Raw genomic sequence first — 17,687 nt, 5'->3', positions numbered from 1 at the left:
CCCGACGGGGTGGTCGAAGCCCGCGGCATCGAGCCGACACCCGCGGCCGGTGGGAGCCCGAGATGCAGCGAGGCCCTCACGGCACCCGGGCGGTCCACTCGGCCGAGGAGAACTTGGTGCGCGCCAACTCCCGGGCCCGGGCCAGCTCCTCGTCCGTCACCTTGCCCTGGGTCAGCCCGTACCGCCAGGTGAAGGACGAGATCATCCGCTCGATCACGGCCTCGCGCGCCAGCCCGGTCTGCCGGCGCAGCGGGTCCACCCGCTTCTTCGCGGACTTCGTGCCCTTGTCGGACATCTTCTCCCGCCCGATCCGCAGCACCTCGAGCATCTTGTCCGCGTCGATGTCGTACGACATGGTCACGTGGTGCAGTACGGCGCCGGGCCCGCCCCCGGGCCCCACGACGCGCTTCTGGGCGGCGCCCGCGATCTTGCCCTGGTCGGTGGCGATGTCGTTCAGCGGCTGGTACCAGGCGCGGATGCCCATCTCGCCGAGCGCGCCGAGCACCCAGTCGTCGAGGTAGGCGTAGCTGTCCTGGAAGGAGAGGCCCTGCACCAGCGCCTCGGGCACGGACAGGGAGTAGGTGATCGTGTTGCCGGGCTCCACGAACATCGCGCCGCCGCCGGAGATGCGGCGCACCACCTCGATGCCGTGCCGGGCGGCGCCCTCGGGGTCCACCTCGTTGCGCAGGGACTGGAAACTGCCGATGATCACCGCCGGGGCGCCCCACTCCCACACCCTGAGCGTCGGCGGACGCCGGCCTGCGGCGACCTCGGCGGTCAGCACCTCGTCGAGGGCCATGTGCAGGGCGGGCGCCTCGGGACCCTCGTGGATCAGCTGCCAGTCGTAGTCCGTCCAGTCCGTGGCGTGCGCCAGCGCGCGGCGCACCGCGATGCCCACGCCCTCCGAGGTCAGCCCGTACATGACGGTGCCCTCGGGCACGGCCGCGTCGATCCGCGCGGCCAGCCCCGCCGCGTCGGTGTCGGCCGGGGCGCCCTCCAGCGCGCCGTTCACGGCGTCCAGCGCCTCGTCCGGTTCCAGGAAGAAGTCGCCCGCCACGCGCACGTGCCGCAGCACGCCGTCCTCGGCCTCCACGTCCACGACGACCAGCTTGCCGCCGGGGATCTTGTACTCACCGTGCACCGTTCCGCCTCCGTTCCGCCTCCGGGGACAACAGCGCGCCCGGCCCCAGTGTTCCCGCCCCGGCGCGCCCCGCCCGGTCGCCGACAGGCACGGTGAGCCGCACCTCGGTGCCGCCCCCGCGCGCCGCGCCGACGACGAGGTCGGCGCCGACCAGCAGGGCGCGCTCGCGCATGCCGCGGATCCCGGCTCCCTCGGCGGCCTCGTCAAAGCCGTCGAAGCCCCGGCCGTCGTCCGCACCCGCAGCTCGACGGCGTCGCCCGCCCGCGCCAGGGCGAGCACCACCAGGCGGGCGCCGGAGTGCCTGGCCGCGTTGGTGAGGCCCTCCTGGGCGACCCGGTAGAGCACCAGGTCGGCGTTGTCGCCGAGGGCCGGCAGGCCGGGGGCGATCTCGTGCCGCACGGTCAGCGAGGGCCCGGTGAACTCGTCCGCCAGCGACCGCAGCGCGCTGCTCAGACCCAGTTCCTCCAGGACGCCCGGGAGCAGGCGGCGGGCGATGCGACGGATCTCGTCCAGGCCGGCCCGGGTGGTCTCCTGCACCTGCGAGAGCTGCTCGCGCACCGGGCCGGGCGCCTGGTCCGCGACCCGCTTGAGGTCCAGCAGCACGGCGGCGAGGGTCTGCCCCACCTCGTCGTACAGCTCCTGGGCGACCCGGTGGCGTTCCGACTCCTGCGCGCTCAGCGTGCGGGCGGCGCTCAGCGCGCGTTCGGCCTCCAGCCGGTCGAGCATGGTGTTGAAGGTGGTGATCAGCGCGGCGATCTCACCGTCGCCGTCGACCTTGGCGCGCACCCGCGGGCGCAGCAGGTCGGTCGTGGTCATGGCGTGCGCGAGGCGGCGCAGCGGCCCGAGACCGATCCGCAGCAGCAGGACGTTGGCGATCAGGATCACCACCAGGCCCGCCGTGAGGATCGCTGCCTCGGTGAGCAGGACGGGCGTCGACACGGTGACCGGTCCCAGCAGCAACGCGGTCGCGGCGATCAGCACCACCGAGTTGAGCAACGAGATTCTCCAGAACAAGGACACCGCAGCAGCGTCGACGACGCGCGGCACCCGGTCCATCGGGTCCGGCACCCATTTCGTCCGTCACGCACCACCAGGGTCACGTCCACCACCGCCGTGAGGTGGCGCCGCACGGCGGTGGTGGGGGTACGGCGGTGGTGGGGGCACGCCTGGCGTGGTTTCAGCGGGAGCCCCGGGTCGCCTCCCCCTCCCGGACGGGCGACCAGAGACCCCCGCCCGCGCCACCGTCGCCGCCCCGGTCGCCGGACGCGGTCCACCCGCGGGGGCGGCCGTCCGACGTGCGCCGGAAGCCGACCGTGCAGGCCCGGGTGTACGCGCCGTTGGCCGAGGTCGCCGTCACGGTGCGGGTGGTCAGGCGAGGGCGGGAGGGACGAGACGGTGTCACTGCCTTCGGTGACCCTCACCCGCGCACCGGACGCCGACGGCACGGCGCCGACCGCGGGGATCCCCGCGTGCTCCGGCCAGTCCACCACGTACGTGCTCACCTCCGGGTCGCACGCGTCGAGCGCGCCGCCCCCCACGGTGAGCGCCGAGGCGTCGGCCGCACCGGCGTTCGTGGCGTCGGAGAAGTTGGTCACCGTGACCGACCCGTCGGCGTTCACCTCCACGTCCGGCGCCATCGCCGCCGCCAGGTTGATCCGCCGCCAGGCCGGCCCGCCCGACCCGGTGAGGTCGAGCGGGTACCCGGAGTCCGTCGCCGTCTGCTCCAGAACCCGGGCGCGCTGCTCGGCGGTGAGGTCCGGGAAGGCGGTGACCAGCAGGGCCGCCGCGTCGGACGGCACGTCGAGCGCCTGCCCGGCCTCGCCGGTCCGGGAGAACCCGTAGGTCAGGCGCCGGGTGTACAGGTCCACGTCCTGTGCGGTGCTCAGCCCGGCGTACGGGTCGCTCGCGCAGGCCGTGAAGGTGTCGCCGCGACTCTCCTCCTCGCACCGCGCGAGCAGCACGTTCTCGATCTCGGTGTGGGCCTGCCCCAGCAGCTTCGCGAAGTCGGGTTCCGCCCAGCCGGTGCGCCACGGTCGCCTTGCGCGGTGACGCGGCCGCCCATGACGCCGAGCGGGTAGTGGAACCCGAGGACGATCCGGTTTTCCCCGTACTCCGAGGTGCGCGCGAGGATCGCGTCGCGCCCACCAGCCTGCTCGCCGCCCGTCCCGAAGTCGGCCGCGCCGAGGACACCCTGGGCGTACGCGTCATCCGCGTCCTGTCCGCCCGCGGCATCCTCGTGGGCACGGTCCGCACCGCGCAGCTTCCCGCGCTGTACGCCGCCACCTCGCCGCAGGCCGAACGCGGGGCGTTCTACGCCCCCGGCGGCCCGGGCGGCTGGGCGGACCGCCCGCGCGGCAGAAGCTCTACAGCCGCCTGCGGAGCACGGACGACGCCCGTCGGATCTGGGAACGCTCCGAGGAACTGACCGGACTGCGCTGCGCTTGACGGCACCGCCGCACGTGCGCGGGCGGTCCAGCGCAGACGGCGCGTTGCGCCGGGCGCGGAGGCCTCGTCGCTGCGATCCATGTGTCACTCCGCGCGCCCTGCCCAGACGCGACACGCCGGGGAAGGATGTGCGAACCGCATGTGAGCCGGACGAATCCGCACCTCCGCCCTCGGGGCAGGTGGGTGCGTCGGGGAAGGACTCCACCTTGTTGCTGCTCATCTCTCCGGACGGTGTCGACGAGGCACTCGACTGCGCCAAGGCGGCCGAGTACCTGGACATCGTCGACGTCAAGAAGCCCGACGAGGGCTCGCTCGGCGCCAACTACCCGTGGGTCATCAGGGAGATCCGCGCGGCGGTCCCGGCGGACAAGCCGGTCTCCGCCACCGTGGGGGACGTGCCGTACAAGCCCGGCACGGTGGCCCAGGCGGCGCTCGGCGCGGCCGTCTCCGGGGCCACCTACATCAAGGTCGGCCTCTACGGGTGCGCGACACCCGAACAGGCCGTCGAGGTCATGCGCGGGGTCGTCCGGGCGGTGAAGGACCACAGGGCGGACGCCTTCGTCGTCGCGTCGGGCTACGCCGACGCCCACCGCATCGGCTGTGTCAGCCCGCTCGCGCTGCCCGACATCGCGCGCCGTTCCGGGTCCGACGCCGCCATGCTCGACACCGCGGTCAAGGACGGGACGCGGCTGTTCGACCACGTCCCGCCCGACGTGTGCGCCGAGTTCGTACGGCGCGCCCACGACGCCGGTCTCCTCGCCGCGCTGGCGGGCAGCGTCAAGGCCGGCGACCTGGGTGAACTGGCCCGTATCGAGACCGACATCGTCGGGGTGCGCGGAGCGGTCTGCGAGGGAGGGGACCGCACCACGGGCCGGATCCGGCCGCACCTGGTGGCGGCCTTCCGCGCGGAGATGGACCGGCACGTCCGGGACCACGCCGCCGCTGCCGCGCAGAGCTGACCGTGGCCGCGGCGACCGGACACGGCCCGCCCACCCCCGGCGACCGGGGCGGGGGCGGGAGCGGCTGCCTCGCCGTCGTCGATCCCTCGACCGGCGAAGCCTTCGACGAGGCTCCCGAACTGCGGCCCGAGGAACTGGACGCGGTCGTCGACCGGGCCCACGCGGCCTGGCACGGCTGGCGGGCCGACCCGGCCGCACGCAGGAAGGCGCTGCTCTTGGCGGCGGACGCCGTCGACGCGGCCGCCGCCCACCTCGCCCCGCTCCTCACCCGGGAACAGGGCAAGCCGCTGACCGAGTCGCACGCCGAGGTGGCCCGTACGGCCGCCCGGCTGCGCTACTTCGCCGAGCTGGACGCGGAGGAGCAACCCCTCACGGACGGCCGCCCCGTACGCAGCCGGCTGCGGTGGCGGCCGATCGGGCCGGTCGCCGCGATCGTCCCGTGGAACTTCCCTCTCCAACTGGCGTCGGCGAAGTTCGCGCCGGCGCTCGCCGCGGGCAACACGATGGTGCTCAAGCCCTCACCGTTCACGCCCCTGGCCACCCGGATGCTGGGGACCGTCCTCGCCGGAGCCCTGCCCGAGGACGTACTGACGATCGCCACCGGAAGGGAGCCGCTCGGCGCCCGTCTCGCCTCGCACCCCGGGATCCGCCATGTCACCTTCACCGGGTCGGCGGCCACGGGACGGGCCGTCGCCGCGGGCGCGGCGGCCTCGCTCGCGCGCGTCACCCTGGAGCTGGGAGGCAATGACGCCGCCGTCCTGCTCGACGACGTCGACGTGGAGGAGATCGCGGACCGGCTGTTCTGGGCGGCCTTCCGCAACTGCGGCCAGGTCTGCATGGCCGTCAAACGTCTCTACGCCCCCGCCCGGCTCTACGCCCGGGTGGTGGAGGCCCTCGCCCACCGGGCGAGCACGACCGCCGTCGGACCCGGGCTCGACCCGGCCTCGCGCATCGGCCCGGTCAACAACGCCCCGCAACTCGCCCGCGTCGAGCGCCGCACGGCCCGGGCCCTGGCGGACGGCGGCCGGGCCGCGGCCGGCGGACACCGCCTGGACCGGCCGGGGTACTTCTTCGCCCCGACGATCCTCGCCGACGTACCGGCCGACAGCCCCGTGGTGACCGAGGAGCAGTTCGGCCCGGTCCTGCCGGTCCTGCCGTACGACAGCCTCGACGAGGCCGTCCGGGCGGCCAACGGCACCGGCTTCGGACTGGGCGGCTCGGTGTGGGGCACCGACCTCGACCGGGCCGAGGCCGTCGCCGACCGCCTGGAGTGCGGGACGGCGTGGATCAACCACCACGCCGAACTCTCCCTCGCCCAGCCCTTCGCGGGTGCCAAGGACAGCGGCGTCGGCGTCGCGGGTGGACCGTGGGGGCTCTACGGAAACCTCAGACCGTTCGTCGTGCACCGCCCGGGGGAGGGATGAAGTGAAGTTCGGCGCGGCGGTACTGCGTGCGTACGAGGACCCGTTCACCGTCGAGGAGGTGGTGCTGGCCCGGGGACCGGCCGAGGGAGAGGTGCTGGTGCGGATCGCGGGCTGCGGGATGTGCCGGACCGACCTCGCGGTGCGGCGGTCGGCCGGCCGCTCCTCCCTGCCGGCGGTCCTGGGCCACGAGGGGTCCGGAGTCGTGGTGGAGACGGGAGGCACGGGCACCGGCCTGGACGTCGGCGACCACGTGGTGCTGAGCTTCGACTCCTGCGGGCACTGCCGCAACTGCATGGGCGCGGCCCCCGCCTACTGCGATTTTTTCGCCTCGCTCAACCTGTTCGGCGGGCGGAGGGAGCACGCCCCCCGGTTCACCGACACGACCGGGACCGCCCTGGCTCCCCGCTGGTTCGGCCAGTCCTCGTTCGCCGAGTACGCGCTGGTCCCCGCCCGCAACGCCGTCCGGGTCGATCCCGCACTGCCCCTGGAACTGCTCGGGCCGCTCGGTTGCGGATTCCTCACCGGTGCCGGTGCGGTCCTCAACTCCTTCCGCGTCGGCCCCGGTGACACCCTCGCCGTCTTCGGCGCGGGCGCGGTGGGCCTGGCCGCGGTGATGGCGGCCCACGCCGCCGGCGCGGTGACCGTGGCCGTGGACCGGCATCCCGGGCGGCTGGCCCTCGCCGAGCGGCTCCACGCCCTGCCGGTCCCCGCCACGCCGACCGGTACGTCCGACCGCGTCCTGCGGCTGACCGGCGGGGGAGCGACGTACGCGCTGGACACCACGGGGTCCGCCGGGCTGATCAACGAGGCGCTGCGGTCGCTGCGTCCCACCGGCCGGCTCGGCCTGGTGGCACGGCTGCACGGCACCCTGCCGCTGGAGGTGGGGACACTGGACCGCGGGCGCACGATCTCCCACATCTGTATGGGCGACGCCGTCCCCGGCCTGCTGATCCCCCGGCTCATCGCCCTCTGGCAGGCCGAGCGGTTCCCCTTCGACCGGCTGACCCGTACCTATCCGCTGGCCGACATCAACAAGGCCGAACGCGACTGCGAGACGGGCCGCGTCGTCAAACCCGTCCTGATCCCGGACGGCCACCGCCACTGAACACGCCGCTCACCGCCCCGCGCGAACGCGGGTCTCTCACGAACCCGAACCCATCAGGGAGAAGCATGGCCGACACGGTACCGCTCGTCACCAGTACGGAAGGCGTGGAGGGAGGTGTGGGGCTGACCGCCCTCCTGGTCGCCGCGGCGCGGGCGATCGAGACCCACCGCCCCGACAGCCTCGCCCAGGACATCTACGCCGAGCACTTCGTGCGGGCCGCTCAGGCGTCCGCGCACTGGCCGGTCCGCCTGGACCAGGCCCCGGGCGGGGACACGAGCCCGCTCTGGGGACGCTTCGCCCGCTACTTCGGACTGCGCACCCGCGTGCTCGACGACTTCCTGCTCCGCTCCGTCCGGTCCACCGGAATCCGTCAAGTGGTGCTGCTGGGAGCCGGACTGGACACGCGGGCGTTTCGGCTCGACTGGCCCGTGGACTGCGTGATCTTCGAGATCGACAGGGAGGGAGTCCTCGCGTTCAAGCACGAGGTCCTCGACACCCTGTCGGCCGAACCCAGGGCGAGGCGCGTACCGATCGGGACCGATCTGCGCGCCGACTGGGCCGGCGCGCTGACGGCGACGGGCTTCGACGCCACGGCCCCCACCGCGTGGCTGGTCGAAGGCCTGCTGTTCTACCTGCCCCACGCGGCCGAGACCGCGCTCATCGACACGGTCGACCGGCTGAGCGCGCCGGGCAGCGCCCTGGCGTACGAGGTCAAGCTCGAGAGGGACCTGATGGCGTACCGCGACAGTCCGCTGTACACCTCCACGCGCCGGCAGCTCGGCATCGACCTGCTCGACCTCTTCAGCCGGGAGCCGCGGCCCGACTCCGTGGCCCGTCTGACGGACCGGGGCTGGACCGCGTCGGTCCACACGCCCTTCGACTTCACCCACCGGCACGGGCGCGGCCCGCTGCCCGAGGAGAACGACGCCCTGGCGGGCAACCGTTGGGTGTTCGCGGACACGTATCCCGTTTCATGCATGGATCCGGCTGTTCCCCCCGTTCGTGTGTGAAGTGCCGTTGTGCATCGCCGAAGTGGCCCGGGCGCCCCGATAGTTGGACCAGCCGCCGGGACACCTCCCCGGCGCGCTGCGACGGCAAGGCTCCACCAAGGAAAGGCAGGGTGCACCATGGTGCCCACCACCGAGGCGACCAACCGCATCGAGCTGGTCTTCTCCCTCTTCGACGCCGACGGGAACGGCTACCTGGAACTCCCCGACTTCGAGCTGATGAGCACCCGCGTGGTGGCCGCCGTACCAGGCGCACCGGAGGCTGCCAAGGAGAGGCTCGCCGCCGCCTTCCGACGCTACGGCGACACGCTCCTGACCGAGCTGGACGCCAACGGTGACGGCCGTGTCAGCCCCGAGGAGTTCACCTCCGTCGTCCTCAATCCGCAGCGGTTCGACGCCGCCGTGGACGAGTTCGCCGAAGCCCTCGCCGCGATGGGCGACCCGGACGGCGACGGCTTCGTCGCCCGCGCCGAGTTCATCGCGCTGATGATCGCGATCGGCTTCGCACGACCCAACATCGAGGCCCTCTTCGACGCCTTCGGCCCGGACGGGCAGGACCGCGTGCGGGTGTCCACCTGGGCCGACGGCATCAGGGACTACTACCGCCCCGAGAAGTCCGGCATCGCCGGCGACCACCTGGTCCCGGGGGCCTGACGGACGGACCGGGCCGTCGTGCCGCTCCGGCGGCCCGGTGACAAGGGTGGCACCCGCCGGTGGCACGGATCTGCCCTGCGCCCGTCGGCGTACCCGAGCACCGAGGTCAGCTATGCGATTCACCACCCGAGCCTCCCTCCAGGGCACCTTCGGCATGGAGTTGTCCACGGAATGGGACTGACCTGCGTTGATGCCGCCGCATCAGCTGACAAGGTCGAGCTTCCCTGGGGCGGTCCTGAATCGGACAGGGTGCGGAAGAAGTTCGGCCTCGTACTGACTACGAAGTACGGGAACGCGATCGCAGCCAACACGTGGAACACCGAGATCTGGAAGCCTGCCCTGGCCAGGGCAGGTGTCATCCCTCCGCGTGTCAAGGGGGCGAAACCTTGGCAGTGGCAAGCGGCGCCGAAGGACGGGTTCCATGTGTCGAGGCACACGTACGCATCCCTCGTGCTGGAGGCAGGAGAGCCGGTCGTCACCCTCGCCAAGTGGTGGGGGCATTCATCGCCGACCATCACGCTCGATCACTACGCGCACTTCATGCCGGAGGCGGGGAAGGAGGGGCGCAGGGCGATCGATAGCCTGCTGGGGGAGCGGGCGGAGGAGAGGTCCGGCCCAAACTCCCCAGATTCTCCCCAGGCCCGATCCTGAGTGGAGATGCGACCGTCCGACGCGCGTAAACAGCGAGGTGAGAGCCCGTATGTTCACCACCCGCCCCACCCTCCAGGGCACCTTCGGCATGGTGTCCTCCACCCACTGGCTGGCCTCGCAGTCGGCCATGGCGGTGTTGGAGGGCGGGGGCAACGCCTACGACGCCGCCGTGGCCGGTGCCTTCGTGCTGCACGTCGTCGAACCGCACCTCAACGGACCCGCCGGAGAGGTGCCGATCCTGCTCGCGCCGGCGGGCGGCGAGGTGCGGGTGCTGTGCGGGCAGGGCGTGGCCCCGGCCGGGGCCACGGTCGCGCACTACAAAGGGCTCGGACTCGACCTGGTGCCCGGCACCGGGCCGCTCGCCGCTGCCGTGCCCGGAGCCTTCGACGCCTGGCTGCTCCTGCTGCGCGACCACGGCACCAGGTCACTGGCCGACGTGCTGAAGTACGCCATCGGCTACGCCGAGCACGGGCACGCCCCCGTGGAGCGCGTCACGGAGACCGTCGAGACCGTCCGGGAGCTGTTCGAGACGGAGTGGACCTCCTCCGCCGAGGTCTACCTGCCGGACGGCCGCCCGCCCCGCCCCGGCGAGCTGCTGCGCAACCCGGCCCTCGCCGCCACCTGGAAGCGGCTGCTGGCCGAGGCGTCCGGCGCGGCGGGCCGGCAGGCGGGCCCGCCGCGGAGCCGGGAGGTGGAGATCGACGCGGCACGCGAGATCTGGCGCTCCGGCTTCATCGCCGAGGCCCTCGTACGGCAGGCCGGGTGGTCCACCCTGGACACCAGCGGCGAACGCCACACCGGCACCCTGGCCGCCGCCGACCTCGCCGGCTGGTCCGCCCACTACGAGGCCCCGGCGACCTACGACTGGAACGGCTGGACCCTGTGCAAGGCCGGCCCCTGGAGTCAAGGCCCCGTGTTGCTCCAGCAGTTGGCGCTGCTCCCGCCCGAGCTGCCCGCCTACGCCTCCGCCGACTACGTCCATCTGCTGGTCGAGGGCTGCAAGCTGGCCATGGCCGACCGGGAGGCCTGGTACGGCGACGCGGACGGCGCGGACCGGGTGCCGCTCGACGACCTGCTGTCGCCCGGGTACAACGCGGCCCGGCGGCGACTGGTCGGCGACAAGGCGTCCTTCGAACTGCGGCCCGGCGCTCCGGGCGGGCGCACCCCGCGGCTCAGCGCGCTCGCGCTCGTCGCGGCCGTGGAGGGGGAGGGCCTCGACGCCCTCGGGGTCGGCGAGCCGACGGTCGCCAAGAGCCCGGTGTCCCCGGTGCCGGGGGAGCCGGACGTCGCCGCCGACGGCGGGACCCGCGGCGACACCTGCCACCTCGACATCGTGGACCGCTGGGGCAACATGGTCTCGGCCACGCCCAGCGGCGGCTGGCTCCAGTCCAACCCCGTCGTGCCCGAACTCGGCTTCCCGCTCGGCACCCGGCTCCAGATGACCTGGCTCCAGGAGGGCCTGCCCAACTCGCTCACGCCGGGCCGCCGCCCGCGCACCACGCTCACGCCGACCATCGCCCTGCGCGACGGGGTGCCGGTCATGGCCTTCGGCACCCCCGGCGGCGACCAGCAGGACCAGTGGCAGACGCACTTCTTCCTGGCGGTCGCGCTCCGGGCACGGGTGCGCGGCGGGCTCGACCTCCAGGGCGCCGTCGACGCCCCGAACTGGCACAACGACAGCTTCCCCGGGTCCTTCTTCCCGCGCGGCATGCGGGCGGGCTCCGTCACCGTGGAGTCCCGGATGCCGGCGGAGGTCGTGGAGGAGCTGCGGCGGCGGGGGCACGACGTGACGGTCGGCGAGGCGTGGTCGGAGGGCCGGCTGTGCGCCGTCGCCCGGGACCCGGAGACGGGCGTGCTGTCGGCGGCGGCGAACCCGCGCGGCATGCAGGGGTACGCGGTGGGCCGCTGAGACACGGTGGGCCAGTGATACGCGCTGGTCCGCTGAGACACGGTGGGCCGCTGGTACGCGGTGGCCGCTGACGCCCACCGATGCCCGCACCGGGTGTTCGTCGTGATTCCACCCGGAGTACACCACCCGGGTAGGGATTGTCAGTGGCGCGTGCTCTCATGGAGCCATGATCGAGAACAACGAAACCATCGACGAGTTTCTCGCCCGGCACATCGGCGACGTGGAGGAGGCCGTCCGCAAGGCGGCCGCGCAGGAGATCATGCCGCGCTGGCGCCGGCTCGCCGCACACGAGGTCGACCAGAAGTCCGGCCCGCACGACCTGGTGACGGACGCCGACCGGAATGCCGAGCTGTACCTCACCGAGATCCTGGCCGGCCTGCTGCCGGGCTCGGTGGTGGTCGGCGAGGAGGCGGTGCACGCCAACCCCGCGTCGTACGGGGCGATACGCGGCGAGGCACCGGTGTGGATCATCGACCCGGTCGACGGGACCCGGCAGTTCGTGCGCGGCGAGGAAGGCTTCTGCACGCTGGTCGCACTCGCCCGGCACGGCGTCGTGCACGCCTCCTGGACCTACGCCCCCGCCGACGACCGGCTCGCCACGGCCGTACGCGGCCGGGGCGCCTTCCAGGACGGCGAGCGGCTGTACGCCGGGCCGCCCGAGCCGGGCCGCGAGCTGCGGGTGGCCACGTCCCACCCGGACTACACCACGGACGAGCAGAAGCGCGACCTGCTCGCCCTGCGCACGCCGGGCGTGGCCCCCCGCCCCTGCGGCTCGGCCGGCCTGGAGTACCTGGCCGTCGCCCGCGGCGAGTCCGACGCCACCGCCTTCTCCTGGGAGGCGGCGTGGGACCACGCGGCCGGGCTCCTCCTGGTGGAGGAGGCGGGCGGCACCCACCTGACCCGCGCGGGCGAGCCCTTCCGCATCACCGGGGGCAACGAACTGCCGTTCACCGCCGCCCGGGACGCGGCCACGGCCCGCCGGGTGGTGGCCCTGCTGGCGGACGGGGCCTGATCCCCGGCGCCGTCCGGCGGTCACGCCCTCCGCGGTGAGGAACTTCCCACGAACTCCCGCGCCCGCCGGTCGAAGTCGGCGTACCGCGCCTCCCGCTCGGCGCCCGCGACCGCGTCGCCGACCAGCAGAGTGCCCGTGGCGTCGACGCGCGGGGGCGCTCCTCGGCATCGGTGAGCAGACCGACGGCCGAGTGGGCGAAGCCGCAGTAGTAGGCGATGCCCTCGCTGACCCGCGGCCCCGCCCACCCGCGACCGCGCCCGACGGCGCCCACCCGCGACCGCGCCCACCCGCGACCCCGCCCACCCGCGACCGCGCCCACCCGCGACCCCGCCCACCCGCGACCGCGCCCGACGGCGCCCACCCGCGACCGCGCGCTGTCGGACCCCGGGCATATCCTGATCCCCAGTGGCCATCGGCAGACGAAGGGGTCCGAAGGTGCCGTCGATGCTCGATGCGGTCGTAGTGGGTGCGGGGCCGAACGGACTGACCGCGGCCGTGGAGCTGGCCCGCCGCGGATTCTCGGTCGCGGTGTTCGAGGCGCAGGGCACCGTGGGCGGCGGCGCGCGCACGGAGGAGCTGACCCTGCCGGGTTTCCGGCACGACCCGTGCTCGGCCGCGCACCCGCTGGGCATCAACTCCCCGGCCTTCCGCCACCTCCCCCTGGAGCGGTACGGCCTCGAGTGGCTGCATCCCGGGCTGCCCATGGCCCACCCTTTCCTCGACGGCTCGGCCGCCGTGCTGTCCCGCTCGGTCGGCGAGACGGCCGCGTCCTTCGGAGCGCGCGACGCCGGCCCGTACCGCAGGCTGGTCGAGCGGTTCCTGCCCCGGTGGGACACCCTGGTCCGGGACTTCATGTCCCTGCCGCTCACCGGGCTGCCCCGCGACCCGGTCACCCTGGCCCGCTTCGGACTGGTCGGCCTGCCCCCCTCGACGTGGCTGATGCGCCGCTTCAGCGACGACCGTGCCAAGACCCTCTTCGCCGGGCTCGTCGCGCACGTCATGGCCCCCCTCGGCGGCTTCGCGACCGGCGCCATAGGCCTGGTCTTCGCGCTGGCCGCCCACGCCCGCGGCTGGCCCGTGGCCCGCGGCGGCTCCCAGTCCATCTCCGACGCCCTGACCGCTTACCTGAAGGACCTCGGCGGTACGGTCCACACCGACTACGAGGTCAAGCGCCTCGACGACCTGCCACCCGCGCGGGCGTACGTCTTCGACACCTCGCCCACGGCCCTGGCCCGCATCGCCGGACTGGGCAACCACTACGCGAACTACCGGTACGGCCCCGGCGTCTTCAAGGTCGACTACGCGCTGGACGGCCCCGTCCCGTGGACGGCCGAGGCACCCCGTCGCGCGGGCACCGTGCAGATCGGGGCCGACAGCGGGGAGATCGGCGCCGCCCTGGACGCCGCCTACGGCACGGACCGCGCGCCCGAGCGGCCGTTCCTCATCACCGTGCAGCCCAGCGTCGTCGACCCCGGCCGGGCCCCGGCCGGCAAGCACGTCTTCTGGGCGTACGGCCACGTCCCCAACGGCTGGACCGGGGACCTCACCGATGCCATAGAACGCCAACTGGAGCGCTTCGCCCCCGGCTTCCGCGACCGCGTACTCGCCCGTGCCACCGCCGGCCCGCCCGAGCTCGCCGTCCGCAACGCCAACTACGTCGGCGGCGACATCTCCTCCGGAGCGGTCTCCGGCCTGCAACTGCTGCTGCGGCCCAAGATCTCCCTGTTCCCCTACTCGACCCCGCACCCGGCCGTGTTCATCTGCTCCTCGGCCACCCCGCCCGGCCCCGGCGTCCACGGCATGTCGGGCCACAACGCGGCGAAGGCCGTCTGGCGGAGGCTGCGGCAGAGATGACCGACATCACCCTCGTCCAGGGCGACATCACCCGGGAGAGCGTCGACGCGATCGTCAACGCCGCCAACTCCTCCCTCCTCGGCGGAGGCGGCGTCGACGGCGCCATCCACCGGCGCGGCGGCCCCACGATCCTGGCGGAGTGCCGCAGGCTGCGCGCGGGCCACTTCGGCAAGGGCCTGCCCACCGGCCGTGCGGTCGCCACCACCGCGGGCGACCTGGACGCGCGCTGGGTGATCCACACGGTCGGCCCCGTGCACAGCACCACCGAGGACCGCTCCGGCCTCCTCGCCTCCTGCCATCGCGAATCCCTGCGCGTCGCCGACGAGTTGGGCGCCCGCACGGTGGCCTTCCCCGCCATCTCCACCGGTGTCTACCGCTGGCCGCCGGACGACGCGGCCCGCATCGCCGTCGAGACGGTACGGGCCACGCGGACCTCGGTCACCGAGGTCCGCTTCGTCCTCCTCGACGCCCGGGTGTACGAGGCCTTCGCGGCGCGGGTGGGCTGAGCGCGGCCGCCCCCCGGCACACCCAGCTGCCCGTACCCCGACCGCCCCGACGACCGGCGACCCGTTGAGCGGCTTGCGGCTTCCGGCTTCTGGCTTCCGGCTTCCGGCATCCCGTATCCCGTATGCCGTATCCGGCAGTTGGTAGTCGGCAGTCGACCGTCTCGGACGGGTGCGATACGGCTCGAACGTCACGACGGCGTGCACGCCGAAGGCGACCAGCCCCACGCCCGCAATGCCGCTCACGCAGCTGATCGGCGCGAAACCCACGACGACCCGCCCCCACCACCAACCGCCCCCACCACCACCCGCCCCGCCCCACCTGGCTTGACGCTTTATTGCAAGTAATGTGCAATAGCCTCGCATCGACAACAAGCGTGGGGGAGACATGACAGCCCGTCGGACCCGTTGGACCCGTCGGACCGATCGGAGGCTTCCGATACGGAGTGCCGCCGCCGCGGTGGCGTTCGCCGCCGGTGCCACCGCCTGTTCCGCGCCCTCGGACGGGGGAAAGGACGGCGCCGCCGAGGCGGCCGGGTCCGTCGTGATCGGGGTCGCCTCGGAGCCGGACACCCTCAGCCCGCTGCTCGGCTACGGCAAGGACGGCAACTCCAAGATCTTCGACGGGCTGCTCGGCCGTGACACCGACCTCAAACTGAAGCCGGCGCTCGCCACCGCGCTGCCGAAGGTCACCGACGGCGGCCGGACCTACACGTACACCCTGCGCGAGGGGGTGAGGTTCAGCGACGGTGAACCGCTGACGGCCGAGGACGTGGTCTTCACGTACCGCACCATCCTCGACGAGAAGACCAACAACACCGCCCGCAGCGAACTCGACGCCGTCAAGAGCGTCCGTGCGAGCGGGGACGACACCGTCGTCTTCACCCTCGGGTACCCCTACGCGCCCTTCGCCGCCCGCACCGTTCTGCCCATCGTCCCCGAGCACGTCGCGGGCGGACAGGACCCCAACACCGGCGACTTCAACACCCAGCCGGTCGGCACCGGACCGTACGTGCTCACCGACTGGAGCAAGGGCGAGAAGCTCGGCTTCAAGGCCAACCCGCACTACTGGGGCGCGCGGCCCGCGGTGAAGTCGTTCACCATGGCCGTCATCGCCGACGACAACGTACGCGCCACGCGGCTGCGCTCCGGCGACCTCGACGGCGCCGTCCTGCCGCCCAACCTCGCCGCCACCTTCCAGAAGGACGCCGGCAGACGCACGTACCGGGCCAGGTCCTACGACTTCCGGGCCGTCACCCTGCCCACCTCCGGCAAGGTCACCGGCGACCGCGCGATCCGCAGGGCCCTGGACGCCGCCGTGGACCGGCAGGCCATGGTCGACAGGATCCTCGACGGCGCGGGCCGTCCCGCCTACGGGCCGCTGCCCGTCGACGACCCCTGGTACGAGGGCGGCATCGAGCGCCCCCACGACCTCGCCGCGGCCGAGCGCATCCTGGACGAGGCCGGCTGGAAGCCCGGCTCCGGCGGCGTCCGGGCCAAGGACGGACAGCGCGCCTCCTTCACCCTGTACTACCCCTCCGGCGACAAGGTCCGCCAGGACCACGCCCTCGCCTACGCCTCCGACGCCAAGAAGACCGGCATCGAGGTCAAGGTCGAGGGCGCCACCTGGGAGGTCATCGAGCCGCGGATGAAGTCCGACGCGGTCCTCGCGGGCTTCGGCAGCGTCGGCGACCCCGACTTCGGCCTCTACACCCTGCTGCACTCCTCCCTCGCCGGCGACGGCTTCAACAACATGGCCCACTACGCCAACCCGGCCGTCGACGAGGCACTCGACGCCGGGCGCCGCGACCAAGACCCGCACCGGCGCGGGGCGGCCTACGACAGGATCCAGCAGGCCCTCGTCGACGACCCCGGCTACACCTTCCTCACCCACATCGACCACCTCTACGTCCTCGCCGACCGCTGGGAGGGGCTGACCACCCAACTGGAGCCGCACGAGCACGGCTTCGCCAGCGGACCCTGGTGGAACATCGAGGACTGGCGGCCGAAGAAGTGATCCGAGCGGCCCGGCGGCTCCCCTGGGCGGCGATGGCGCGGCTGGCGGGGCGGCGCGCCCTGTTCGCCGTCCCCGTCGTCCTCGTCGTCACCTTCGGCGTGTTCGCGATCGCCGCCGCCTCACCCTTCGACCCGGTCAAGGGCTACGCCGGCACCGCCGCGCTCGGCGCCGACCAGGAGACCTTGGACCGGCTGCGGGACAACCTCGGCGCGGACCAGTCCTTCGTCGTCCGCTGGTGGCACTGGCTGACCTCCGCGCTCACCGGCGACCTCGGCCACTCCACCGTGCTGCGGCAGCCGGTGACGCAGGTGATCGGTGAACGGCTCGTCTGGTCCGCCCTGTTGTGCGCCGTCGCCTTCGCCGTCGCGGTCACCCTCGGCACGCTCCTCGGCGTGTCGGCCGCCCGCCGGCCCGGCTCGACCCTGGACCGGGCGGTCACCTCCCTCGCGTACACCCTGGAGGCGGCGCCGGTGTTCTGGATCGCGCTCCTCGCCGTGTGGCTGTTCGCCCTCCAGTGGGACGTACTGCCGGCCGGCGGCCTGACCGACACCGCCAGCGCACGGGTCACCCCGGGGCAGGTCGCGGGCCACCTCGTGCTCCCCGCCGGAGTCCTCGCCGTCTCCCAACTGCCCTGGTTCACCCTCTACGTGCGCCAGGGCGTCGCCGACGCCCTCGCGGAGGACCCGGTGCGCGGAGCGCGGGCCCGCGGAGTGCGGGAGCGCACCGTTCTCGTCCAGCACGCCCTGCGCTCGGGACTGCTGCCCGTGCTCACCCTGATCGGCTCCCGCGTCCCCGAACTCATCACCGGGGCGCTGCTGGTGGAGAGCGTCTTCAGCTGGCCGGGCATCGCCGCCGCCACCGTCGAGGCCGCCACCGCCGTCGACTTCCCGCTGCTCGCCGCCCTGACCACCCTCGCCACCGCCGCCGTACTCGCCGGAAACCTGCTGGCCGACCTGCTCTACGGACTCTTCGACCCGAGGGTGAAGCTCAGTGAGATGTGAAGTCC

14 protein-coding genes and 2 pseudogenes are annotated in these 17,687 nt (G+C 73.5%); 13 read left to right on the top strand and 3 right to left on the bottom strand.

The genetic code is table 11. The features are described 5' to 3' along the window. Positions 1-76: 76 nt before the first annotated feature. The 3 genes and pseudogenes from lplAB to IE94_RS37115 all read right to left on the bottom strand — a co-directional run bounded on the left by lplAB (position 77) and on the right by IE94_RS37115 (position 3,102). Positions 77-1,141, bottom strand: coding sequence for a lipoate-protein ligase LplAB (gene lplAB, locus IE94_RS0104910; RefSeq protein ID WP_030178645.1), 1,065 nt, complete (start codon positions 1,139-1,141; stop codon positions 77-79). Beyond that, positions 1,131-2,197: pseudogene (locus IE94_RS37665) on the bottom strand (HAMP domain-containing sensor histidine kinase). Before IE94_RS37665 ends, lplAB begins: the two are co-directional and overlap by 11 nt. Further along, positions 2,116-3,102 carry a hypothetical protein gene (locus IE94_RS37115; protein ID WP_030178643.1) on the bottom strand — a complete coding sequence of 329 codons (987 nt, stop codon included), beginning with the start codon at positions 3,100-3,102 and terminating at the stop codon, positions 2,116-2,118. The pseudogene IE94_RS37665 and the gene IE94_RS37115 overlap by 82 nt, the downstream one beginning before the upstream one ends. A 173-nt stretch (positions 3,103-3,275) precedes the next feature. Between IE94_RS37115 and IE94_RS37110 the strand changes: the two are divergent. From IE94_RS37110 to IE94_RS0104840, 13 genes and pseudogenes are all read left to right on the top strand, one after another. Further along, positions 3,276-3,586: pseudogene (locus IE94_RS37110) on the top strand (short chain dehydrogenase); the annotation flags it as partial. 206 nt (positions 3,587-3,792) lie between these two features. Continuing rightward, positions 3,793-4,545 (top strand): (5-formylfuran-3-yl)methyl phosphate synthase, encoded by a 753-nt coding sequence (locus tag IE94_RS0104895; RefSeq protein ID WP_030178637.1) that lies wholly within the window; start codon positions 3,793-3,795, stop codon positions 4,543-4,545. Positions 4,546-4,547: 2 nt separating this feature from the next. Then, on the top strand, positions 4,548-5,969 hold the full coding sequence (locus IE94_RS0104890; RefSeq protein ID WP_030178635.1) for an aldehyde dehydrogenase family protein: 1,422 nt from the start codon (positions 4,548-4,550) through the stop codon (positions 5,967-5,969). Position 5,970: 1 nt separating this feature from the next. Next, positions 5,971-7,074 carry an NAD(P)-dependent alcohol dehydrogenase gene (locus tag IE94_RS0104885; protein ID WP_030178629.1) on the top strand — a complete coding sequence of 368 codons (1,104 nt, stop codon included), beginning with the start codon at positions 5,971-5,973 and terminating at the stop codon, positions 7,072-7,074. A 65-nt stretch (positions 7,075-7,139) separates the two neighbouring features. Next, positions 7,140-8,084 carry a class I SAM-dependent methyltransferase gene (locus tag IE94_RS0104880; protein ID WP_051777262.1) on the top strand — a complete coding sequence of 315 codons (945 nt, stop codon included), beginning with the start codon at positions 7,140-7,142 and terminating at the stop codon, positions 8,082-8,084. Positions 8,085-8,201: 117 nt separating this feature from the next. Then, on the top strand, positions 8,202-8,735 hold the full coding sequence (locus tag IE94_RS0104875) for an EF-hand domain-containing protein (RefSeq protein WP_030178625.1): 534 nt from the start codon (positions 8,202-8,204) through the stop codon (positions 8,733-8,735). Between the two features lie 171 nt (positions 8,736-8,906). After that, entirely contained in the window at positions 8,907-9,386 is a 480-nt protein-coding gene (locus IE94_RS40850) for a site-specific integrase (RefSeq protein ID WP_245235180.1), read from the top strand. 49 nt (positions 9,387-9,435) lie between these two features. Next, positions 9,436-11,295, top strand: coding sequence for a gamma-glutamyltransferase family protein (locus IE94_RS0104865; RefSeq protein ID WP_030178620.1), 1,860 nt, complete (start codon positions 9,436-9,438; stop codon positions 11,293-11,295). Positions 11,296-11,461: 166 nt separating this feature from the next. Then, positions 11,462-12,307, top strand: a complete 846-nt coding sequence (locus IE94_RS0104860; RefSeq protein ID WP_030178619.1) for an inositol monophosphatase family protein — start codon at positions 11,462-11,464, stop codon at positions 12,305-12,307. Positions 12,308-12,751: 444 nt separating this feature from the next. Next, positions 12,752-14,161, top strand: coding sequence for a phytoene desaturase family protein (locus tag IE94_RS0104855; RefSeq protein ID WP_030178617.1), 1,410 nt, complete (start codon positions 12,752-12,754; stop codon positions 14,159-14,161). Continuing rightward, on the top strand, positions 14,158-14,667 hold the full coding sequence (locus IE94_RS0104850) for an O-acetyl-ADP-ribose deacetylase (RefSeq protein ID WP_030178609.1): 510 nt from the start codon (positions 14,158-14,160) through the stop codon (positions 14,665-14,667). The genes IE94_RS0104855 and IE94_RS0104850 overlap by 4 nt, the downstream gene beginning before the upstream one ends. A 385-nt stretch (positions 14,668-15,052) precedes the next feature. Further along, positions 15,053-16,681 carry an ABC transporter substrate-binding protein gene (locus IE94_RS0104845; RefSeq protein WP_030178598.1) on the top strand — a complete coding sequence of 543 codons (1,629 nt, stop codon included), beginning with the start codon at positions 15,053-15,055 and terminating at the stop codon, positions 16,679-16,681. Positions 16,682-16,713: 32 nt separating this feature from the next. Further along, positions 16,714-17,682, top strand: a complete 969-nt coding sequence (locus tag IE94_RS0104840; protein WP_030178596.1) for an ABC transporter permease — start codon at positions 16,714-16,716, stop codon at positions 17,680-17,682. Positions 17,683-17,687: the final 5 nt, after the last annotated feature.

The organism is Streptomyces violaceorubidus, assembly GCF_000717995.1.
In the GTDB taxonomy this organism is placed as follows: domain Bacteria; phylum Actinomycetota; class Actinomycetes; order Streptomycetales; family Streptomycetaceae; genus Streptomyces; species Streptomyces violaceorubidus.
Note: the sequence above shows the minus strand (reverse complement) of the source record. Positions and strands in the feature narration are given on the sequence as shown.

What these genes read in the sequence shown, in the direction of transcription:
- IE94_RS0104880 (WP_051777262.1), top strand. Translation starts at nt 7,140, where the DNA reads ATGGCCGACACGGTACCGCTCGTCACCAGTACGGAAGGCGTGGAGGGA.
- IE94_RS0104875 (WP_030178625.1), top strand. Translation starts at nt 8,202, where the DNA reads ATGGTGCCCACCACCGAGGCGACCAACCGCATCGAGCTGGTCTTCTCC.
- IE94_RS40850 (WP_245235180.1), top strand. Translation starts at nt 8,907, where the DNA reads ATGGGACTGACCTGCGTTGATGCCGCCGCATCAGCTGACAAGGTCGAG.
- IE94_RS0104865 (WP_030178620.1), top strand. Translation starts at nt 9,436, where the DNA reads ATGTTCACCACCCGCCCCACCCTCCAGGGCACCTTCGGCATGGTGTCC.
- IE94_RS0104860 (WP_030178619.1), top strand. Translation starts at nt 11,462, where the DNA reads ATGATCGAGAACAACGAAACCATCGACGAGTTTCTCGCCCGGCACATC.
- IE94_RS0104855 (WP_030178617.1), top strand. Translation starts at nt 12,752, where the DNA reads ATGCTCGATGCGGTCGTAGTGGGTGCGGGGCCGAACGGACTGACCGCG.
- IE94_RS0104850 (WP_030178609.1), top strand. Translation starts at nt 14,158, where the DNA reads ATGACCGACATCACCCTCGTCCAGGGCGACATCACCCGGGAGAGCGTC.
- IE94_RS0104845 (WP_030178598.1), top strand. Translation starts at nt 15,053, where the DNA reads ATGACAGCCCGTCGGACCCGTTGGACCCGTCGGACCGATCGGAGGCTT.
- IE94_RS0104840 (WP_030178596.1), top strand. Translation starts at nt 16,714, where the DNA reads ATGGCGCGGCTGGCGGGGCGGCGCGCCCTGTTCGCCGTCCCCGTCGTC.